The 14,859-nt window shown below is 72.4% G+C and carries 14 protein-coding genes and 1 tRNA gene; 4 read left to right on the forward strand and 11 right to left on the reverse strand.

Features of this window, described 5'->3' with window-relative positions:
* Positions 1-82: 82 nt before the first annotated feature.
* A complete protein-coding gene (locus tag JNO54_RS14835) occupies positions 83-2,131 on the forward strand; it encodes a TPM domain-containing protein (RefSeq protein WP_204144323.1) in 2,049 nt (682 codons plus the stop codon).
* 126 nt (positions 2,132-2,257) lie between these two features.
* Positions 2,258-2,974 (forward strand): PspA/IM30 family protein, encoded by a 717-nt coding sequence (locus JNO54_RS13300; RefSeq protein ID WP_204144324.1) that lies wholly within the window; start codon positions 2,258-2,260, stop codon positions 2,972-2,974.
* A gap of 76 nt (positions 2,975-3,050) precedes the next feature.
* Here the strand turns inward: JNO54_RS13300 and pth are convergent, their stop codons facing one another.
* The 3 genes from pth to JNO54_RS13315 all read right to left on the reverse strand — a co-directional run bounded on the left by pth (position 3,051) and on the right by JNO54_RS13315 (position 5,723).
* The gene (pth, locus tag JNO54_RS13305) at positions 3,051-3,650 is read right to left on the reverse strand and encodes an aminoacyl-tRNA hydrolase (RefSeq protein ID WP_307818222.1); all 600 of its coding nucleotides are present in this window, start codon (positions 3,648-3,650) and stop codon (positions 3,051-3,053) included.
* Between the two features lie 123 nt (positions 3,651-3,773).
* The gene (locus JNO54_RS13310; protein ID WP_204144326.1) at positions 3,774-4,475 is read right to left on the reverse strand and encodes a 50S ribosomal protein L25/general stress protein Ctc; all 702 of its coding nucleotides are present in this window, start codon (positions 4,473-4,475) and stop codon (positions 3,774-3,776) included.
* Between the two features lie 207 nt (positions 4,476-4,682).
* Entirely contained in the window at positions 4,683-5,723 is a 1,041-nt protein-coding gene (locus JNO54_RS13315; RefSeq protein WP_233703255.1) for an EamA family transporter, read from the reverse strand.
* Between the two features lie 55 nt (positions 5,724-5,778).
* On the opposite strand from JNO54_RS13315, the gene JNO54_RS13320 reads away from it, so the two are divergent.
* A complete protein-coding gene (locus JNO54_RS13320) occupies positions 5,779-6,348 on the forward strand; it encodes a CGNR zinc finger domain-containing protein (RefSeq protein ID WP_204144327.1) in 570 nt (189 codons plus the stop codon).
* Positions 6,349-6,405: 57 nt separating this feature from the next.
* Here the strand turns inward: JNO54_RS13320 and JNO54_RS13325 are convergent, their stop codons facing one another.
* The 5 genes from JNO54_RS13325 to JNO54_RS13345 form a co-directional block, all read right to left on the reverse strand.
* Positions 6,406-7,404 (reverse strand): ribose-phosphate diphosphokinase, encoded by a 999-nt coding sequence (locus JNO54_RS13325; RefSeq protein ID WP_204144328.1) that lies wholly within the window; start codon positions 7,402-7,404, stop codon positions 6,406-6,408.
* A 32-nt stretch (positions 7,405-7,436) separates the two neighbouring features.
* Complete coding sequence (glmU, locus tag JNO54_RS13330; protein WP_204144329.1) at positions 7,437-8,927, reverse strand: bifunctional UDP-N-acetylglucosamine diphosphorylase/glucosamine-1-phosphate N-acetyltransferase GlmU; 1,491 nt, start codon at positions 8,925-8,927, stop codon at positions 7,437-7,439.
* A gap of 87 nt (positions 8,928-9,014) precedes the next feature.
* On the reverse strand, positions 9,015-9,563 hold the full coding sequence (locus JNO54_RS13335) for a hypothetical protein (protein WP_204144330.1): 549 nt from the start codon (positions 9,561-9,563) through the stop codon (positions 9,015-9,017).
* Between the two features lie 112 nt (positions 9,564-9,675).
* Positions 9,676-9,757, reverse strand: a tRNA-Gln gene (locus JNO54_RS13340).
* 32 nt (positions 9,758-9,789) lie between these two features.
* The gene (locus JNO54_RS13345; RefSeq protein ID WP_204144331.1) at positions 9,790-10,590 is read right to left on the reverse strand and encodes a methyltransferase domain-containing protein; all 801 of its coding nucleotides are present in this window, start codon (positions 10,588-10,590) and stop codon (positions 9,790-9,792) included.
* 93 nt (positions 10,591-10,683) lie between these two features.
* On the opposite strand from JNO54_RS13345, the gene JNO54_RS13350 reads away from it, so the two are divergent.
* The gene (locus JNO54_RS13350) at positions 10,684-11,190 is read left to right on the forward strand and encodes a MarR family winged helix-turn-helix transcriptional regulator (RefSeq protein WP_233703256.1); all 507 of its coding nucleotides are present in this window, start codon (positions 10,684-10,686) and stop codon (positions 11,188-11,190) included.
* Positions 11,191-11,192: 2 nt separating this feature from the next.
* On the opposite strand, the gene JNO54_RS13355 is transcribed toward JNO54_RS13350, so the two are convergent.
* Genes JNO54_RS13355 through rsmA form a run of 3 tightly spaced genes read right to left on the reverse strand, consistent with a single transcriptional unit; the run spans position 11,193 to position 14,853 of the window.
* Positions 11,193-13,049 carry an ABC-F family ATP-binding cassette domain-containing protein gene (locus tag JNO54_RS13355; RefSeq protein WP_204144332.1) on the reverse strand — a complete coding sequence of 619 codons (1,857 nt, stop codon included), beginning with the start codon at positions 13,047-13,049 and terminating at the stop codon, positions 11,193-11,195.
* On the reverse strand, positions 13,049-13,990 hold the full coding sequence (locus tag JNO54_RS13360; RefSeq protein WP_204144333.1) for a 4-(cytidine 5'-diphospho)-2-C-methyl-D-erythritol kinase: 942 nt from the start codon (positions 13,988-13,990) through the stop codon (positions 13,049-13,051). Before JNO54_RS13360 ends, JNO54_RS13355 begins: the two co-directional genes overlap by 1 nt.
* Positions 13,987-14,853: a 16S rRNA (adenine(1518)-N(6)/adenine(1519)-N(6))-dimethyltransferase RsmA gene (rsmA, locus tag JNO54_RS13365; RefSeq protein ID WP_204144334.1), complete on the reverse strand. Its 867-nt coding sequence runs from the start codon at positions 14,851-14,853 to the stop codon at positions 13,987-13,989. The genes JNO54_RS13360 and rsmA overlap by 4 nt, the downstream gene beginning before the upstream one ends.
* Between the last annotated feature and the right edge of the window lie 6 nt (positions 14,854-14,859).

Raw genomic sequence — 14,859 nt, forward strand, 5'->3', positions numbered from 1 at the left:
TCCCGTGACGCGCCGCCGTGTGGCAGGGTCAGTCCAGGGGCTGCCGACCGGCGGCACCGTACCGACGAAGGGGTGCCCGCGAGTGTCGCGTCGAGCCGTCACCGTCCGACGATGGTCGGCCGCGTCAGCGGTCGGCCTCGCCACCTGTCTCGCGCCCGCGGCGGCCCACGCCGCGGTCCCGGCCACGCCCCCTTCGCTCACGTCCGCGCCGGCCACCGAGCCGATGAACCTCCCCGACCAGGTGACCGACGAGACCGGCGTCCTCGGCGACCTCTCGCAGTACGACGAGGCGCTCGACGAGGCCCGCGCCGCCGGGATCCAGCTCTTCGTCGTCTACGTCGACTCCTTCGACGGCATGGACGGCGCGACCTGGGCGCAGCAGACCTTCGAGGAGTCCGGCATGGGAGGCGACGACGTGCTCCTCGCCGTCGCCGTGCAGGACCGGCGCTACGGCACCTACGCCATGGAGGAGTCCGGGCTCAGTGCCGAGGACGACCAGGGTGTGCGCAGCATGTACATCGAGCCGGCGCTCGGCGACAACGACTGGGGCGGCGCCGTGACGGCCGCCGCGCGCGGCTACGCCGATGCCCTGAGCGGGGGCGGCCCCGGGAGCAGCGGCGACGGCATCGGCGGCTCCGGGATCCCCGGCTGGCTGCCCGTCGCCGGCCTCGTCGGCATCGGCGGCGCCGGGCTGCTCCTCGCCCGCGCCGGGCGCAAGGGCCGCTCGGGGGCGGCTCCCGGCCACGGTCCGGCCGGTGCACCCGCCGAGCCGATCGATGCGCTCCGCAGGCGCGCCGGCACCGCCCTCGTCGACCTCGACAACGCGATCCGGGCCTCCGCCGAGGAGCTGACCTTCGCCCAGGCGCAGTTCGGGCAGCAGGCGACCCAGCGCTTCCAGCAGACCCTCGAGGCGGCCAGGGCCAAGGCGAGCGAGGCCTTCGGCATCCAGCGCCGGCTCGACGACGCCGAGCGGCTCGGCAACCTCGCCGAGCCCGAGCAGCGCGCCGGGCTCGAGCGCATCCTCGCGCTCGCCGCAGAGGCCGACACCGCGCTCGACGCCGAGGAGGCCGAGTTCTCCCGGCTGCGCGACCTGCAGACCCGCGTGCCGCAGATGCTCACCGAGCTCGACGTGCGCGCCGGCGAGGTCGAGCAGCGCCTGCCCGTCGCCGAGCAGGAGCTCGCCGGGCTGCGCGCCACCCACGCCCCCGAGGCGCTCGTCTCGGTCGGCGACAGCATCGAGCAGGCGCGGCGGCTCGTCGCCTCGGCCCGCGAGCTCGTCACGACCGGCAAGGAGCACCTCGCCCAGGGCGACAACCGGCCCGCGGCCGTCGCTGCCGCGCGGGCCGCCGAGGACGCCCTCGGCCAGGCGAGCGACGCCCTCGACCACGTCAGCGGGGCCAAGGCGATGCTCGCCGACGCGACCGGGCACCTCGACCGGGCGCTCGCCTCGATCTCCGCGGACGTCGCCGACGTCGAGCGGCTCGGCGCCACCGACCAGCTGACGACGACCGCGCTCGGCGCGGCCCGGGTCGCCATCGAGCAGGGCACCCGCGCCCGCTCCGGCGGTGACCCGCTCGCGGCGCTGTCCGCCCTCGAGCGGGCCGAGCACGACCTCGACGCCGCGCTCGCCCCGCACCGCGAGGCCGACGAGACCCGGCGGCGGGCCGCCGACCGGGTCGGCCGGCGGATGGCGACCGTCCGTGCCCGGCTCGAGTCGATCCAGGGGACGATCTCGCGCAACCGCGGCGCCGTCGCCTACGAGGCCCGCACCGACATCGACCAGGCGCTCGAGCTCTACAACCAGGCTGCCCAGATCGCCGGCAGCGACCCCGACCGCGCCGAGCAGCTGCTCACCGAGGCCGAGGCCCTCGGCGAGCGGGCACTCTCCAAGGCCCAGCGAGACGTCGACCAGTGGCAGGGGCGTGGGGGCGGCTTCGGCGGTGGCTACGGCGGCGGTCGCAGCGGCGGTGTCGACGTCGGCTCCGTCATCCTCGGCGGCATCCTCACCGGCGGCTTCGGCGGGGGCGGCCGCGGGGGCGGCTGGGGCGGCAGCTCCGGCGGCTTCGGCGGTGGTTTCGGTGGGGGCGGCTTCGGCGGCGGAGGCGGCTTCGGCGGAGGTGGCCGCTTCTGACACCCCGACCTCCCCCCTCACACCCCCCTTCGCCCCTCCCCCCTTCTCGCACGAGCCAAGGCTCGTACCCACCGACCGCAGCACTCCCCTTCGCACCACCGACCACCATCGAACGGAAGGCCCACGATGACCCAGAAGCAGACCCTCCTCGGCCGCGTCGCCCAGCTGGCGAAGGCCAACATCAACTCCCTCCTCGACCGCGCCGAGGACCCCGAGAAGATGCTCGACCAGCTGGTCCGCGACTACACGAACTCCATCGCCGAGGCCGAGGAGGCGGTCGCCCAGACGATCGCCAACACGCGCCTGGCCGAGGCCGACCTCGAGGAGGACCGCAAGGCCGCCACCGAGTGGGGCAGCAAGGCCGCCGCGGCCTCCCGCAAGGCCGAGGAGCTGCGCGGCGGTGGTGACGCCGCCGGCGCCGACAAGTTCGACAACCTCGCCCGGGTCGCGCTCCAGCGCCAGATCCAGTTCGAGGGCGAGGCCCGCGACGCCGAGCCCCGCATCGCCGCGCAGAACGCGACGGTCGAGCAGCTCAAGGGCGGCCTGACCCAGATGCGCACCAAGCTCGAGGACCTCAAGAGCCGCCGCGACCAGCTGATCGCGCGCGCCCGCTCGGCCGAGGCCCAGGAGAAGGTCCAGGGCGCGATCCGCTCGATCGACGTCATGGACCCGACGAGCGAGCTCGGCCGCTTCGAGGACAAGATCAAGCACCAGGAGGCGATGGTCAAGGGTCGCGCCGAGGCACAGGCGACGACGATCGAGGACCAGTTCGCCGAGCTCGAGGACCACAGCCACGACGCCGAGATCGAGGCCCGGCTCCAGCAGCTCAAGGACGGCGCCTGACGCGCAACCGCTCCACCCGTTCGAGGTGATCCACGCCGATGACGTCCGCGTGGATCACCTCGACGCATGTCAGGGGTCAGGGGGCTGGCGCGTGGACGACCTGCTGGGCGTCCGTCAGACCCCGGTGGATCAGCAGCTCCACGGCGTCCGCGGCACCGTCGAGGAGGAAGGGCAGCTCCTCCCGCTCTGTCTTGGCGAAGTCCTTGAGCACGAAGTCCGCGACGTCCATGCGTCCCGGCGGACGACCGATGCCGACGCGCACCCGGTGGTAGTCCTTCGTCCCGAGGCTCGAGCTGATCGAACGCAGCCCGTTGTGCCCGCCCTCACCGCCACCACGCTTGAGCCGCACCTCGGCGAAGGGGATGTCGAGCTCGTCGTGGACGACGACGAGGTGGTCGAGGTCGACGGAGAAGAACGAGGCGAGCGCCTTGGTCTGGCCGCCGGCGACGTTCATGTACGACGTCGGCGTCGCGATGATCACGCGGGGGCCGAGCCCGCCCCCGGGAGGGGCGAGCCGGACCGACTCGGCGCGGGCACCCGACTTGTGGGCCCGGAGCGTCGCCCCGGCACGGCGGGCCATCTCGTCGACGACCATCGCGCCCACGTTGTGCCGGTTGCCGGCGTACCGGGGGCCGGGGTTGCCCAGGCCGACGACCAGCCACGTCTCATCGCTCACGGGGCGCCACTCTAGATCGGGGGGCTCGTCTGCGGGCGCGGGGCTCGCCCACGGCATGACGAAGGGGTCCGCACCAGCTGGTGCGGACCCCTTCGGTGTGAGCCTGGGTGCGGCGGGAGGAGGTCAGTCCTCCTTGTTGCCGTCCTCCGGGGACTCCATCGGGGCGTCGCCCTCGGCGAGCTGCTTGTCGCTCGGGGCGCCCTCGGCGGCGTCGTCCCCAGACTCGTCGTGCTCGATGCCCGCCTCGGCCTCGGCCTCGGCGAGCTCGGCCTCGAGGGCCTCGGCGGAGATCTGCTCGGTGATGTTGACGACGAGGGTCTCGCCGTCGGTGACGAGCGTGGCGCCCTCGGGCATCTCGACCTGCGAGGCGAGGATCTGGGTGCCGGCCTGGAGGCCATCGACGGAGACGGTGACCGCCTCAGGGAGGTTCGTGACGTCGGCCTCGACCTCGAGGGTCTGGGAGTCGACGGTGACGACGGTCTCCGGGCCGGCCTCGCCCTCGACGTGGACGGCGACGTCGACGGTGACCTTCTCGCCGCGCTTCACGACGACGAGGTCGACGTGCTCGATGACCGGCTTGATCATGTGGCGCTGGACGTCCTTGGCGAGCGCGAGCTGCTCGTCGCCGTCGACGACGATCGTCAGGAGCGCGTTGCTGTGCTTGAGCGCCATCATCGTGTCGTGGCCGGGGAGGGTGATGTGGACCGGCTCGGTGCCGTGGCCGTACATCACGGCGGGGATCTTGTGCTCGCGGCGGATGCGGCGGGCCGCGCCCTTGCCGAACTCGGTGCGGGTCTGCGCCTCAAGGCGGATGTCGTCGGACATGCGGGGGGCTCCTCTGATCTGGGTGACCCGCCGGCAAGGACAGGTCGTCGTGGTCTGGTCGTCGTGGTGCGGTGGGCCTCGACGCGGGGCGCGGCGCGGTCACGATGGACCGGACCGTCAGGTCGCGGAGTCCACCGCGTCGATCACGGACTGCTGCGACTGTGCAGCGTCCCTCGCCGAGGCAACTTGTCGATCTTAGGCCAGGGCTCAGGCCTGGACCAAACCCGCGTGCTCGGCGTCGCCCGACCCGGCCGGCCCGGTCTCGGCGATCGACGCGTGCGGCCCACCGCCCCCTTCGTCCTGGGCCGGCTCCCCGAGGCGGACCGCGACGACGCCCGCGAGGATCGCCGCTCCGCCGAGCAGCTGGACCGGGGTGAGGGCCTGCCCGACGAGCACCCAGGCGAAGACGACCGCGAAGAGGACCTCGCTCAGGCCGACGAAGGAGGCGACCGTGGGCCCGAGGATGCGGGCGGCGCCGATGCCGGTGACGTACGCGAGCGCTGCCGCGACGAGGGCGAGCTCGGCGACGGCGACCCACCAGGGGGCGGCCCAGCCGGCGAGGTCGACCTGCTGGGTCGTGGCCGTCATGGGCATGAGTCGCAGCAGCGCGGCGACGCCGAGGCTGAGCGCGCCGACGACGAGCCCGATCCCGGCGAAGGCGATCGGCGGCAGAGAGTCGTCCTGGTCGTCGGCGGAGAGGAGGAAGAAGACCATGAGACCGACCGCGGCGAGCAGGCCCCACATGACGCCGACGAGGTCGACCTTCGCGCCGGAGGTGACGTCGAGGACGAGGACGAGCCCGATGACGGCGGCGACGACCCCGAGCGAGGTCAGCCGGGAGGGCCGACGGCCGTGCCGGGCCCAGACCCAGCCGACGATGAGGACGGGGGCGAGGTACTCGAGGAGCAGCGCGACGCCGACCGAGAGGTGGTTGACCGCGTTGAAGTAGAAGAGCTGGCAGCCGGCGATCGCACACGTGCCGTAGGCGACGACCTTGCCGATGTTGGGCCGCAGGCGGTCCCAGCAGCCGCGCATCGCGAGCAGGGTGGGGACGAGCATGACGAGGGCCGCGGTGCTGATCCGGGCCGTCACGACCGCGCCCGGCGACCAGCCGGCCTCCATGAGGGCCTTGCCGAAGGTCCCGCTGGAGCCGAAGGTCGCGGCGGAGACGAGGGCGAGGGCCAGGCCCACGACGAAGGGGGCGGAGGCTGCGGTCCTCGTGGGCATGGCGGGCTGTCCTGTCGTCATCAGTCAACTATGGTGTTGGTCATGACGGTATCCGGGGACAACGTCAGGAGTCAACGTGGCCTTTGCCCATGACACAAACGACGCGCTGCGGGGCGCTGCGGCACTGGTCAACACCGCGGTCGGGGCCCACCCCGACTCCGACGGCGACACCCTGACGACGACGGAGCAGCTGGAGGCCTTCCTCGGTGAGTGGGCATGGACCGGACGGGTCGACGGCGACGAACGCGAGCTCGAGGAGGTCCGGTCGCTGCGGCCGCGGCTGCGGGCGCTCTGGGAGGCCGGCACCGAGGAGGAGTGCGTCGAGCTCGTCAACGACCTGCTGCGCACCGGCGCCGCCCTCCCCCAGCTCGTCGACCACGACGGCTACGGGTGGCACGTCCACGCGACCGAGCCGGACGCGCCGCTGGCCCGCCGGATGCAGGTCGAGGCGGCCATGGGCTTCGTCGACGTGCTGCGCTCGGGCGAGCGCAGCCGGCTGCGGGTCTGCGAGGCCGACGACTGCGACGACGTGCTCGTCGACCTCTCCCGCAACCGGAGCAAGCGCTACTGCGAGGGCGGCTGCGGCAACCGGCTGGCCGCCGCGGCCTATCGCGCCCGGCAGGACGGTGCCACGCTGGAGCCATGACGACGGCGGCTGAGCGCCCTGCCCCGCGGCCCGCTCGCCTCCGCTGAGAAGGGGTGGTCAGGCGCGGCCGCCGAAGAGGCTCGTCACCGAGCCGTCCTCGAAGACCTCGTGGATCGCGGCCGAGATGAGCGGGGCGATCGAGAGGACGGTCAGCCCGTCGAAGTGCTGGTCCTCGCGCAGCGGCAGCGTGTTGGTCACGATGATCTCCTCGGCGGAGCAGGCCTCCATCCGCTCGATCGCGGGGCCGGAGAAGATCGCGTGCGTCGCGGCGATGACCACGCCGGCTGCGCCCTCGGCCATGATCGCGTCCGCGGCCTTGGTGATCGTGCCCGCGGTGTCGATCATGTCGTCGACGAGGATGCACATGCGGCCCTCGACCTCACCGACGACCCGGTTGGCCGCCGACTCGTTGGGGCGGTTGATGTCACGGGTCTTGTGGATGAACGCCAGCGGCACACCACCGAGGTGCGCCGACCACTGCTCGGCCACCTTGATCCGGCCGGCGTCCGGCGAGACGACCGCGAGCTCACGGTCGCCGTACTTCTCCTTGACGTAGTCGGCGAGGAGCGGGCGGGCCATGAGGTGGTCGACCGGACCGTCGAAGAAGCCCTGGATCTGGTCGGTGTGCAGGTCGACGACGATGAGGCGGTCGGCGCCGGCCGTCGCGAAGAGGTCGGCGATGAGTCGCGCCGAGATCGGCTCGCGGCCGCGGTGCTTCTTGTCCTGGCGCGCGTAGCCGTAGAAGGGCATGACGACGGTGATCCGCTTGGCCGAGGCCCGCTTCAGCGCGTCGATCATGATGAGGTGCTCGACGATCGCCTCGTTGATCGGTGCGGTGTGGCTCTGGATGACGAACGCGTCGGAGCCGCGGACGGACTCCTCGTAGCGCACGTAGATCTCGCCGTTGGCGAAGTCGTAGGCGCTCGTCGGCACGAGCTGCGTGCCGAGGTCCTCGGCGACCTCCTCGGCGAGCGCGGGGTGCGCCCGGCCGGAGAAGACCATGAGGTTCTTCTTGGTCTTCTTGGAGATGCTGGTGCGGGGTCCCTTGTGGCCCATGGTGTCCTTCGGTCGTCGTGGCGGCGGGGTGGTCAGCTGAGGGTCTCGGACGAAGGGGGGCCCTCGACCGACTGAGCGGCGCGCTCGGCCGCGTGAGCGGCGTCTGCGGTGGCGGTGCCGGCACGACGGCGGTCGACCCAGCCGTCGATGTTGCGCTGGTTGCCGCGGGCGATGGCGATCTGCCCGGGGGCGACGGCCCCCGTGATCGCGGACCCGGCGGCCACGTAGGCGCCGTCGGCGATGTCGACCGGGGCGACGAGGACGGAGTTGCTGCCGACGAAGGAGTGCCTGCCGACGTTCGTGTGGCCCTTGGTCACGCCGTCGTAGTTGGCGAAGATCGTGCCCGCGCCGATGTTGGCCCCGTCGCCGATCGTCGCGTCGCCGCAGTACGTGAGGTGCGGGACCTTGGCACCGGCACCGATCTGCGCGTTCTTCGTCTCGACGAAGCCGCCGATCTTCCCCTTCGCCCCGAGGACGGTACCTGGGCGCAGGTACGAGTACGGGCCGACGGTCGCGTCGTCGTGGACCACCGCGAGGTGGCCCTCGGCACGCCGGATCGTCGCCCGGTCACCGACCTCGCAGTCGGTGAGCGTGACCTCGGGGCCGACCACCGACTCCGCCCCGACCGTCGTCGCGCCGAGCAGCTGGGTCCCGGGCAGCAGCGTCGTGTCCTGGCCGATCTCGACGTCCACGTCGATCCAGGTCGACGCGGGGTCGACGATCGTCACGCCCGCACGCATGTGTCGCTCGCAGGTGCGCTGGTTGAGCACCCGGCCGAGCTCGGCGAGCTGGGTGCGGTCGTTGACGCCCTCGGTCTGCCAGAGGTCCTGCAGGACGTGGGCGATGACCCGGCCACCGTCCTCGCGGGCGAGCGCAAGGACGTCGGTGAGGTACTTCTCGCCCTGGGCGTTGTCGGTCGTGACCTTGGCGAGCTGGGCGCGCAGGACGTCGGCGTCGAAGGCGTAGATGCCGGAGTTGATCTCGCGGACGGCGCGCTGGGTCTCGTCGGCGTCCTTGAACTCCACGATCCGCTCGACGTTGCCGTCGGCGTCGCGGATGACGCGGCCGTACATCTTCGCGTCGTCGAGGATCGAGGTGATGACGGTGACGGCGGCGCCGGCCTCGACGTGGGCGGTGGTCAGCTGCGAGATCGTCTCGGCGGTGAGCAGGGGCACGTCTCCCATGGTCACGACGACGGTGCCGGTGAGATCGGCCGGGAGGACGTCGAGCCCGCACTCGGCGGCTCGGCCCGTGCCCTTGACCTCGTCCTGGTCCGCGACGAGGACCCGGCTCTCCCCCTTCGCGTTGCACTCCTCGATGAAGGCGGCGACGCGGTCGCGCTGGTGGCGGATGACGACCACGGTCGAGTCGGCGCCCGCCCCGCGGGCGGCCCGCATCGCGTGACCGAGGAGGGTGTCCCCGCCGATGCGGTGCAGGACCTTGGGGGTCGTGCTCTTCATCCGGGTGCCCTCGCCGGCGGCGAGGATGATGACGGCAGCAGGGCGGTGAGCGGTGTCGGACACGCGTGATCTCCGAAGGGGTAGCGGTGAGCGGCCGTGCCTCACTCTACTCCGCAGCGGGAGCTGGGCTCCCCGGGTAGGAGTCGGGCGTCACTCCCCCGCCGTAACCTCGGTGCCGCCGAAGGCCTCTGCGTAGGCCGCGGCTGCCGAGGGCTTGAGCTCGCCGGACACCCGCAGAAGCGCGGCTCCGTTCACATAGTCCCACTCGGAGCCGAGGGCCGGGGATCCTGCGAGAATTCCCTGGATGTACTCGGCCCGGGCCGTTGCTGCGGCTTCGTCCTTGAAGACCTCGATCACGGCGCCACAGTCGGAACCCAGGGAGCCGCAGGCGGCCGCGGAGTCATAGAGCACGGCTGCAGAGACATAACCGTTCGGGCGGCCCAGGAGGTCGTTGGGATCGTTGTCTTCGGTGATGGTCACAGCCTTTGTCACCGTACCGACCTCGTCCTTCAGCTCGGCCGCCAGCGAGTCTGCGTTCTGGTCCGCGCCGGCCGCGGACTCAGAGGGGGGCGAGCTGGAGCCTTCCTGGGAGGACACACCCGATGTGGACGTCTCGACTGCGGCGGGAGAGTCTCCACCACCGCATGCGGTCAGCGAGAGGACGAGGGCCGCGGGGACCACGAGGTGTGAAGGCTTCATCTCCTGGTTCTACCAAAGTGGCACATCGGGATGTGGGGCTTTCGGGCCAAGTGCCCCGCACGCCACAGCGCGTTGCACCGGGGCCTGCCCACGCCCTCGTGAGGGCGACCCCTGGCTCCCCGGGTAGGAGTCGAACCTACGTCGCTAGTCCTGATTCAAAGTCAGGCGGGCCCTGCCGGCAGACCAACCGGGGAACGCCGCGAGATCGCGGCGCCCCCAGGGTAGTTCACCCCTCCTTGTGCCCCACGGCGAAGACCCGGCGGAAGGGCAGCAGCACACCGGCCGGGGTCCGCGGGTAGGCCTCGGCGACCCGGCTGCCGTACACGTCAAGGAAGTCCTGCCGCTCCGCCTCGTCGGTCAGGACGTCGAGGATCGGGCGCAGCCCCGTGCCGGTGACCCACTCGAGGACGGGGTTGTCCTGCTCGCCGGCCGGGTCGAGGACGTGCAGGTAGGTGGTCTCCCAGGCATCGACGAGCAGCCCGTGCTGGGCGAGGATCTGGAGGTAGGTGCTCGGCTCGGCGGCGCCGTAGCGCTTCGTCGCGGCCTCGAGCGCGGCGGCCTGCGGGTGCTCCACCGCGACCTCGCGCATGAGGGCATGGGTCGGCGAGGAGAAGTTGCCCGGGACCTGGAGGGCGAACCAGCCCTGCGGAGCGAGCGCGTCGACCCAGCCCTCGATGAGCGGCAGGTGCATGGGGACCCACTGGAGGGCCGCGTTGGTGACGATGACGTCAGGGGCCTGACCGAGCGATGCGATGTCCCACGAGGCGAGGTCGGCCTCGACCCACTCGACGCGGGCGCCATCATCCTGGGCCCGGGCGGACTCGATCATGTCGGCGCTGTTGTCCACCCCGACGACGCGTGCGTGCGGCCACCGCTGGGCGAGCGCGAGGGTCGCGATGCCGTTGCCGCACCCCAGGTCGACGACGAGCGAGGGCTCCTGAGCAGCTACCCGGGAGAGCAGGTCGACGAAGGGGCGGGTCCGCTCGGCGGCGAACTTCTCGTACTGCGTCGGGTCCCAGCTGGGCATCCGGTGCCTCCGTCTCGTCGATGAGTGGTGGGGCGATCCTACGAGAGGCCATCTCTTGATATCGAGAAACTTGATCGTGCGTATTCTTGACGCATGCCCCAGCGACAGCCGATCCACGACGACGTCGACGAGATCGTCGACGCCTGGCGGCGCGAGCGACCTGACCTCGACCCCGAGCCGCTCCACGTCTTCAGCCGGCTCTCGCGGCTCGCCCGCCGCCTCGACCTGGACCGCGCCACCGCCTTCGGCGACCACGGCATCGACGGCTGGGAGTTCGACGTCCTCTCCGCACTGCGCCGCGCGGGCGCGCCCTACGAGCTCTCCCCCGGGCGTCTCGTCCAGGAGACCCTCGTGACCTCCGGGACCATGACCAACCGGATCGACCGGCTGGCGGCGAAGGGATGGGTCGAGCGCACCCCGTCGCCCAGCGACCGCCGCGGGGTCATCGTCCGCCTCACCGAGACCGGACGGGCCGCCGTCGACGGCGCCATGGCCGACCTCATCACGCGGGAGCGCGACCTCCTCGCCGAGCTGAGCGAGACCGAGACGGGCGAGCTCACGGCCCTGCTCCGCCGGCTCCTCGCCCCCTTCGAGTGCTGACGTCAGCCGACGACCTCGGCAGCCTCCAGCCACTCGAGCTCGAGGACCTCTCGCTCGTCGACGATCTCGCGCAGCTCACGGTTGAGCTCCAGGGCGCGCGCGTGATCGCTGGCCGCCTCCGCCATCGCCGCGTGCACCCGCTCCTCGCGCTCGGCCAGCCGTTGCAGCGACTTCTCGACCCGGGCCATGGTCTTGCGCGCCTCGCGCGTCTCGGCCGGGCTCGGACCCGACGAGGTGAGCTCATCCCCCTTCGCCCCACCCGGGTTGGTTCCTCCCACCCCGGAACGGTTCCCGGGTTCGACCACCTTTATCGGGTTATCCGATAAAGGTCCCTCCCCCCGCGCCCGGAGCTCGAGGTACTGGTCGACCCCACCGGGCATGTCCCGGACCTTGCCGTCGCCGAGCAGCGCCACCTGCCGGTCGCAGAGCCGCTCGAGCAGGTAGCGGTCGTGGCTCACGACGAGCAGCGTCCCGGCCCAGCCGTCGAGGACGTCCTCGAGCTGGGTGAGGGTCTCGATGTCGAGGTCGTTGGTCGGCTCGTCGAGCATGAGGACGTTGGGCTCGGCCATGAGCAGCCGCAGGATCTGCAGGCGCCGGCGCTCGCCACCGGAGAGGTCGGCGACACGGGTCTGCTGGCGGCCGCCGGAGAAGCCGAGCTTCTTCGCGAGCTGGGAGGCGGTGACCTCCTTCTTGCCGAGCGTCGTGACCTTCTTGACGTCCTCGACGGCGTCGATGACGCGGCGGTCGGCGAGGGCGTCGAGCTCGCGGACGTCCTGGGTGAGGTGCCCGATGACGACGGTGATGCCCTGCTTGCGCTTGCCGGAGGCGAGCGGCACCTCGCCCGCGAGCACCCGCAGCAGCGTCGACTTGCCCGCCCCGTTGACGCCGACGATCCCGAAACGGTCGCCCGGCGCGAGCTGCCAGGTCACCCGGTCGAGCAGGGTGCGTCCACCGAGCTCGACGGAGGCGTCATGGAGGTCGATGACGTCCTTGCCGAGCCGGGTCGTCGCGAAGCGCACCAGCTCGACGTCGTCGCGAAGGGGTGGCTCGTCGGCGATGAGCGCGTTGGCGGCGTCGATGCGGAACTTCGGCTTGCTGGTGCGCGCGGGCGGGCCACGGCGCAACCAGGCGAGCTCCTTGCGGAGCAGGTTGTTGCGGCGCTCGGCGGTGACCGCAGCGATCCGGTCGCGCTCGGCCTTCGCGAGGACGTAGGCGGCGTAGCCACCGTCGTACTGCTCGACCTGCCCGTCGACGACCTCCCAGGTCCGGTCGGCGACCGCGTCGAGGAACCACCGGTCGTGGGTGATCGTCGCGAGCGCGTTGTCTGGGCGGGCCCTGTGGTTGACGAGGTGGTCCGCGAGCCAGGCCACGCCCTCGACGTCGAGGTGGTTCGTCGGCTCGTCGAGCAGCAGCACGTCGGGGTCGTCGACGAGGATCTTCGCCAGGGCCAGACGACGCCGCTCGCCGCCGGACATCGGGGCGACCGTGGCGTCCCAGCCCCCCATCGCCTGCGCGTCGAGCCCGCCGAGGAGCCCGTCGACGACGTCCCGGATCCGTGAGTCCCCCGCCCAGACGTGCTCCGCCCGGTCGCCGAGGACGACCTCGCGGACGGTAGCCGCCGGGTCGAGCACGTCGGCCTGGCTGAGCATGCCCACGGTGGCGCTGCCCATCCGGGTGATCCGCCCGTCGTCGAGCGGGATCTCCCCGTGGAGCACCTTCATGAGCGTGGACTTGCCACCGCCGTTGCGCCCGACGACGCCGATCCGGGCCCCCTCGTTGATGCCGAGCGAGACGCCGTCGAGGATGTGGGCGGTACCGAGCGCGAGGGTGGCACGCTCGACCGAGATGAGGTTGGCCATCAGGTCAGACGCGGCGCGGGGATGACATGGGCGCCGGCCACCGGGCCGGAGGCGCGCAGGACCTCGTCGGCGACACCGGAGGCGGTGAGCGCCACCGCGAGATCGATCGCGCCCTCCTGGCTGCCGGCGAGGAGCGCGACGGTCGGCCCCGAACCAGACACGATGGCACCGAGCGCACCGAAGCCCATCGCGGCCTCGATGACCTCGCCGATCCGCGGCTGGAGCTTGATCGCCGCCGGCTGGAGGTCGTTGGTCAGCACGTCGGCGAGAGCCTCGGCGTCACCGAGGCGCAGGGCGGCCATCATCGCCGGGCTGGGCTCTGGCTCCGGGACCCGTCGCCCCTCGGTGAGCTCGTCGAAGGTCCGGTAGACCTCCGGGGTCGAGAGGCCCTCGGCCGGGGTCGGCACGAAGACCCAGTGGTAGGACCCCTTCGCCAGCACGGGGGTGATGATCTCGCCGCGGCCCGACCCGACCGCTGTCCCGCCGTGGAGCAGGAAGGGGACGTCGCTGCCGACCTGCGCCGCGATCGGGTCCAGCTCGGCCTTGCTCAGGCCCGCGGCCCAGAGGGCCTCGCACGCCACGAGGGCGGCCGCGGCATCCGCCGAGCCGCCCGCCATGCCGCCCGCGACGGGGACCCGCTTGTGGATCGTCAGGTGGACCGGGGCGAGGTCGCCGCCGACCTCGTCCGCGAGCAGCATGGCTGCTCGCAGCGCGATGTTGGTCTCGTCGGTCGGGACGAGCTCTGCGTCGCGTCCCCGCACGGTGACGCCCCAGGCGTCCGCCGTGGCGGCCGTGACGTCCTCGTGGAGACCCACTGCCTGGTAGACCGTCGCGAGCGGGTGGTAGCCGTCCTCACGGACTGCTCCGACACCGAGCTCGAGGTTGACCTTGGCGGGCGCGCGCGCGGTGACGGCGGGGGCCGTCTCGAGCACCGAGGTCATGACGCCACCCTAGTGCGGGCCGCGGCGACCGCCGCGAACTGCTCGACCGTCAGCTGCTCGCCACGGGTCTGAGGGTCGACCCCGGCCGCGCGCAGGGCCTCCTCGGCGGCCGCGGCCGACCCCGCCCACCCCTTGAGCGCGGCACGGAGCGTCTTGCGGCGCTGGGCGAAGGCGGCGTCGACGCAGGCGAAGACCTCGGCCCGACTGGCCTGCGTGACCGGCGGCTCGCGACGGGTCAGCCGGACCAGCCCCGAGTCGACGTTCGGGACCGGCCAGAAGATGCTCCGCGAGACCGTGCCGGCCAGGGACACGTCGCCGTACCAGGCGGCCTTGACGCTCGGCACGCCGTAGGTCTTGCTCCCGGGGCGAGCCGCAAGCCGCTCGGCGACCTCGAGCTGCACCATGACGAGCACCCGCTCGATGCTCGGGAAGGTCTGCAGCAGGTGCAGGACGACGGGCACCGACACGTTGTAGGGCAGGTTCGCGACGAGGGCTGTGGGGGGTGGGCCGGGCAGCTCGGTGACCCGGAGCGCGTCCGCGTGGACGACGTCGAGGTCCCCGGCTCGTGCCGGCGCCAGCGCCGCGACCGTCTCGGGCAGGGCGGCCGCCAGCCGGGGGTCGACCTCGATCGCCACGACCCGGCGGGCCTGCTCGAGCAGGGCGAGGGTGAGCGACCCGAGCCCGGGCCCCACCTCGAGGACGACGTCCTCCCCGGTCACCTCGCCCGCCCGGACGATGCGTCGCACGGTGTTGGCGTCGACGACGAAGTTCTGGCCCCACTGCTTCGTCGGGTGCACCCCGAGCCGCTGGGCGAGGTCGCGGACGGCGGCCGCGCCGAGCAGCTGGACGTCGGGTGAGGTCATGCACCG

Origin of the sequence: Janibacter endophyticus (assembly GCF_016888335.1) — a bacterium.
Classification (GTDB): domain Bacteria; phylum Actinomycetota; class Actinomycetes; order Actinomycetales; family Dermatophilaceae; genus Marihabitans; species Marihabitans endophyticum.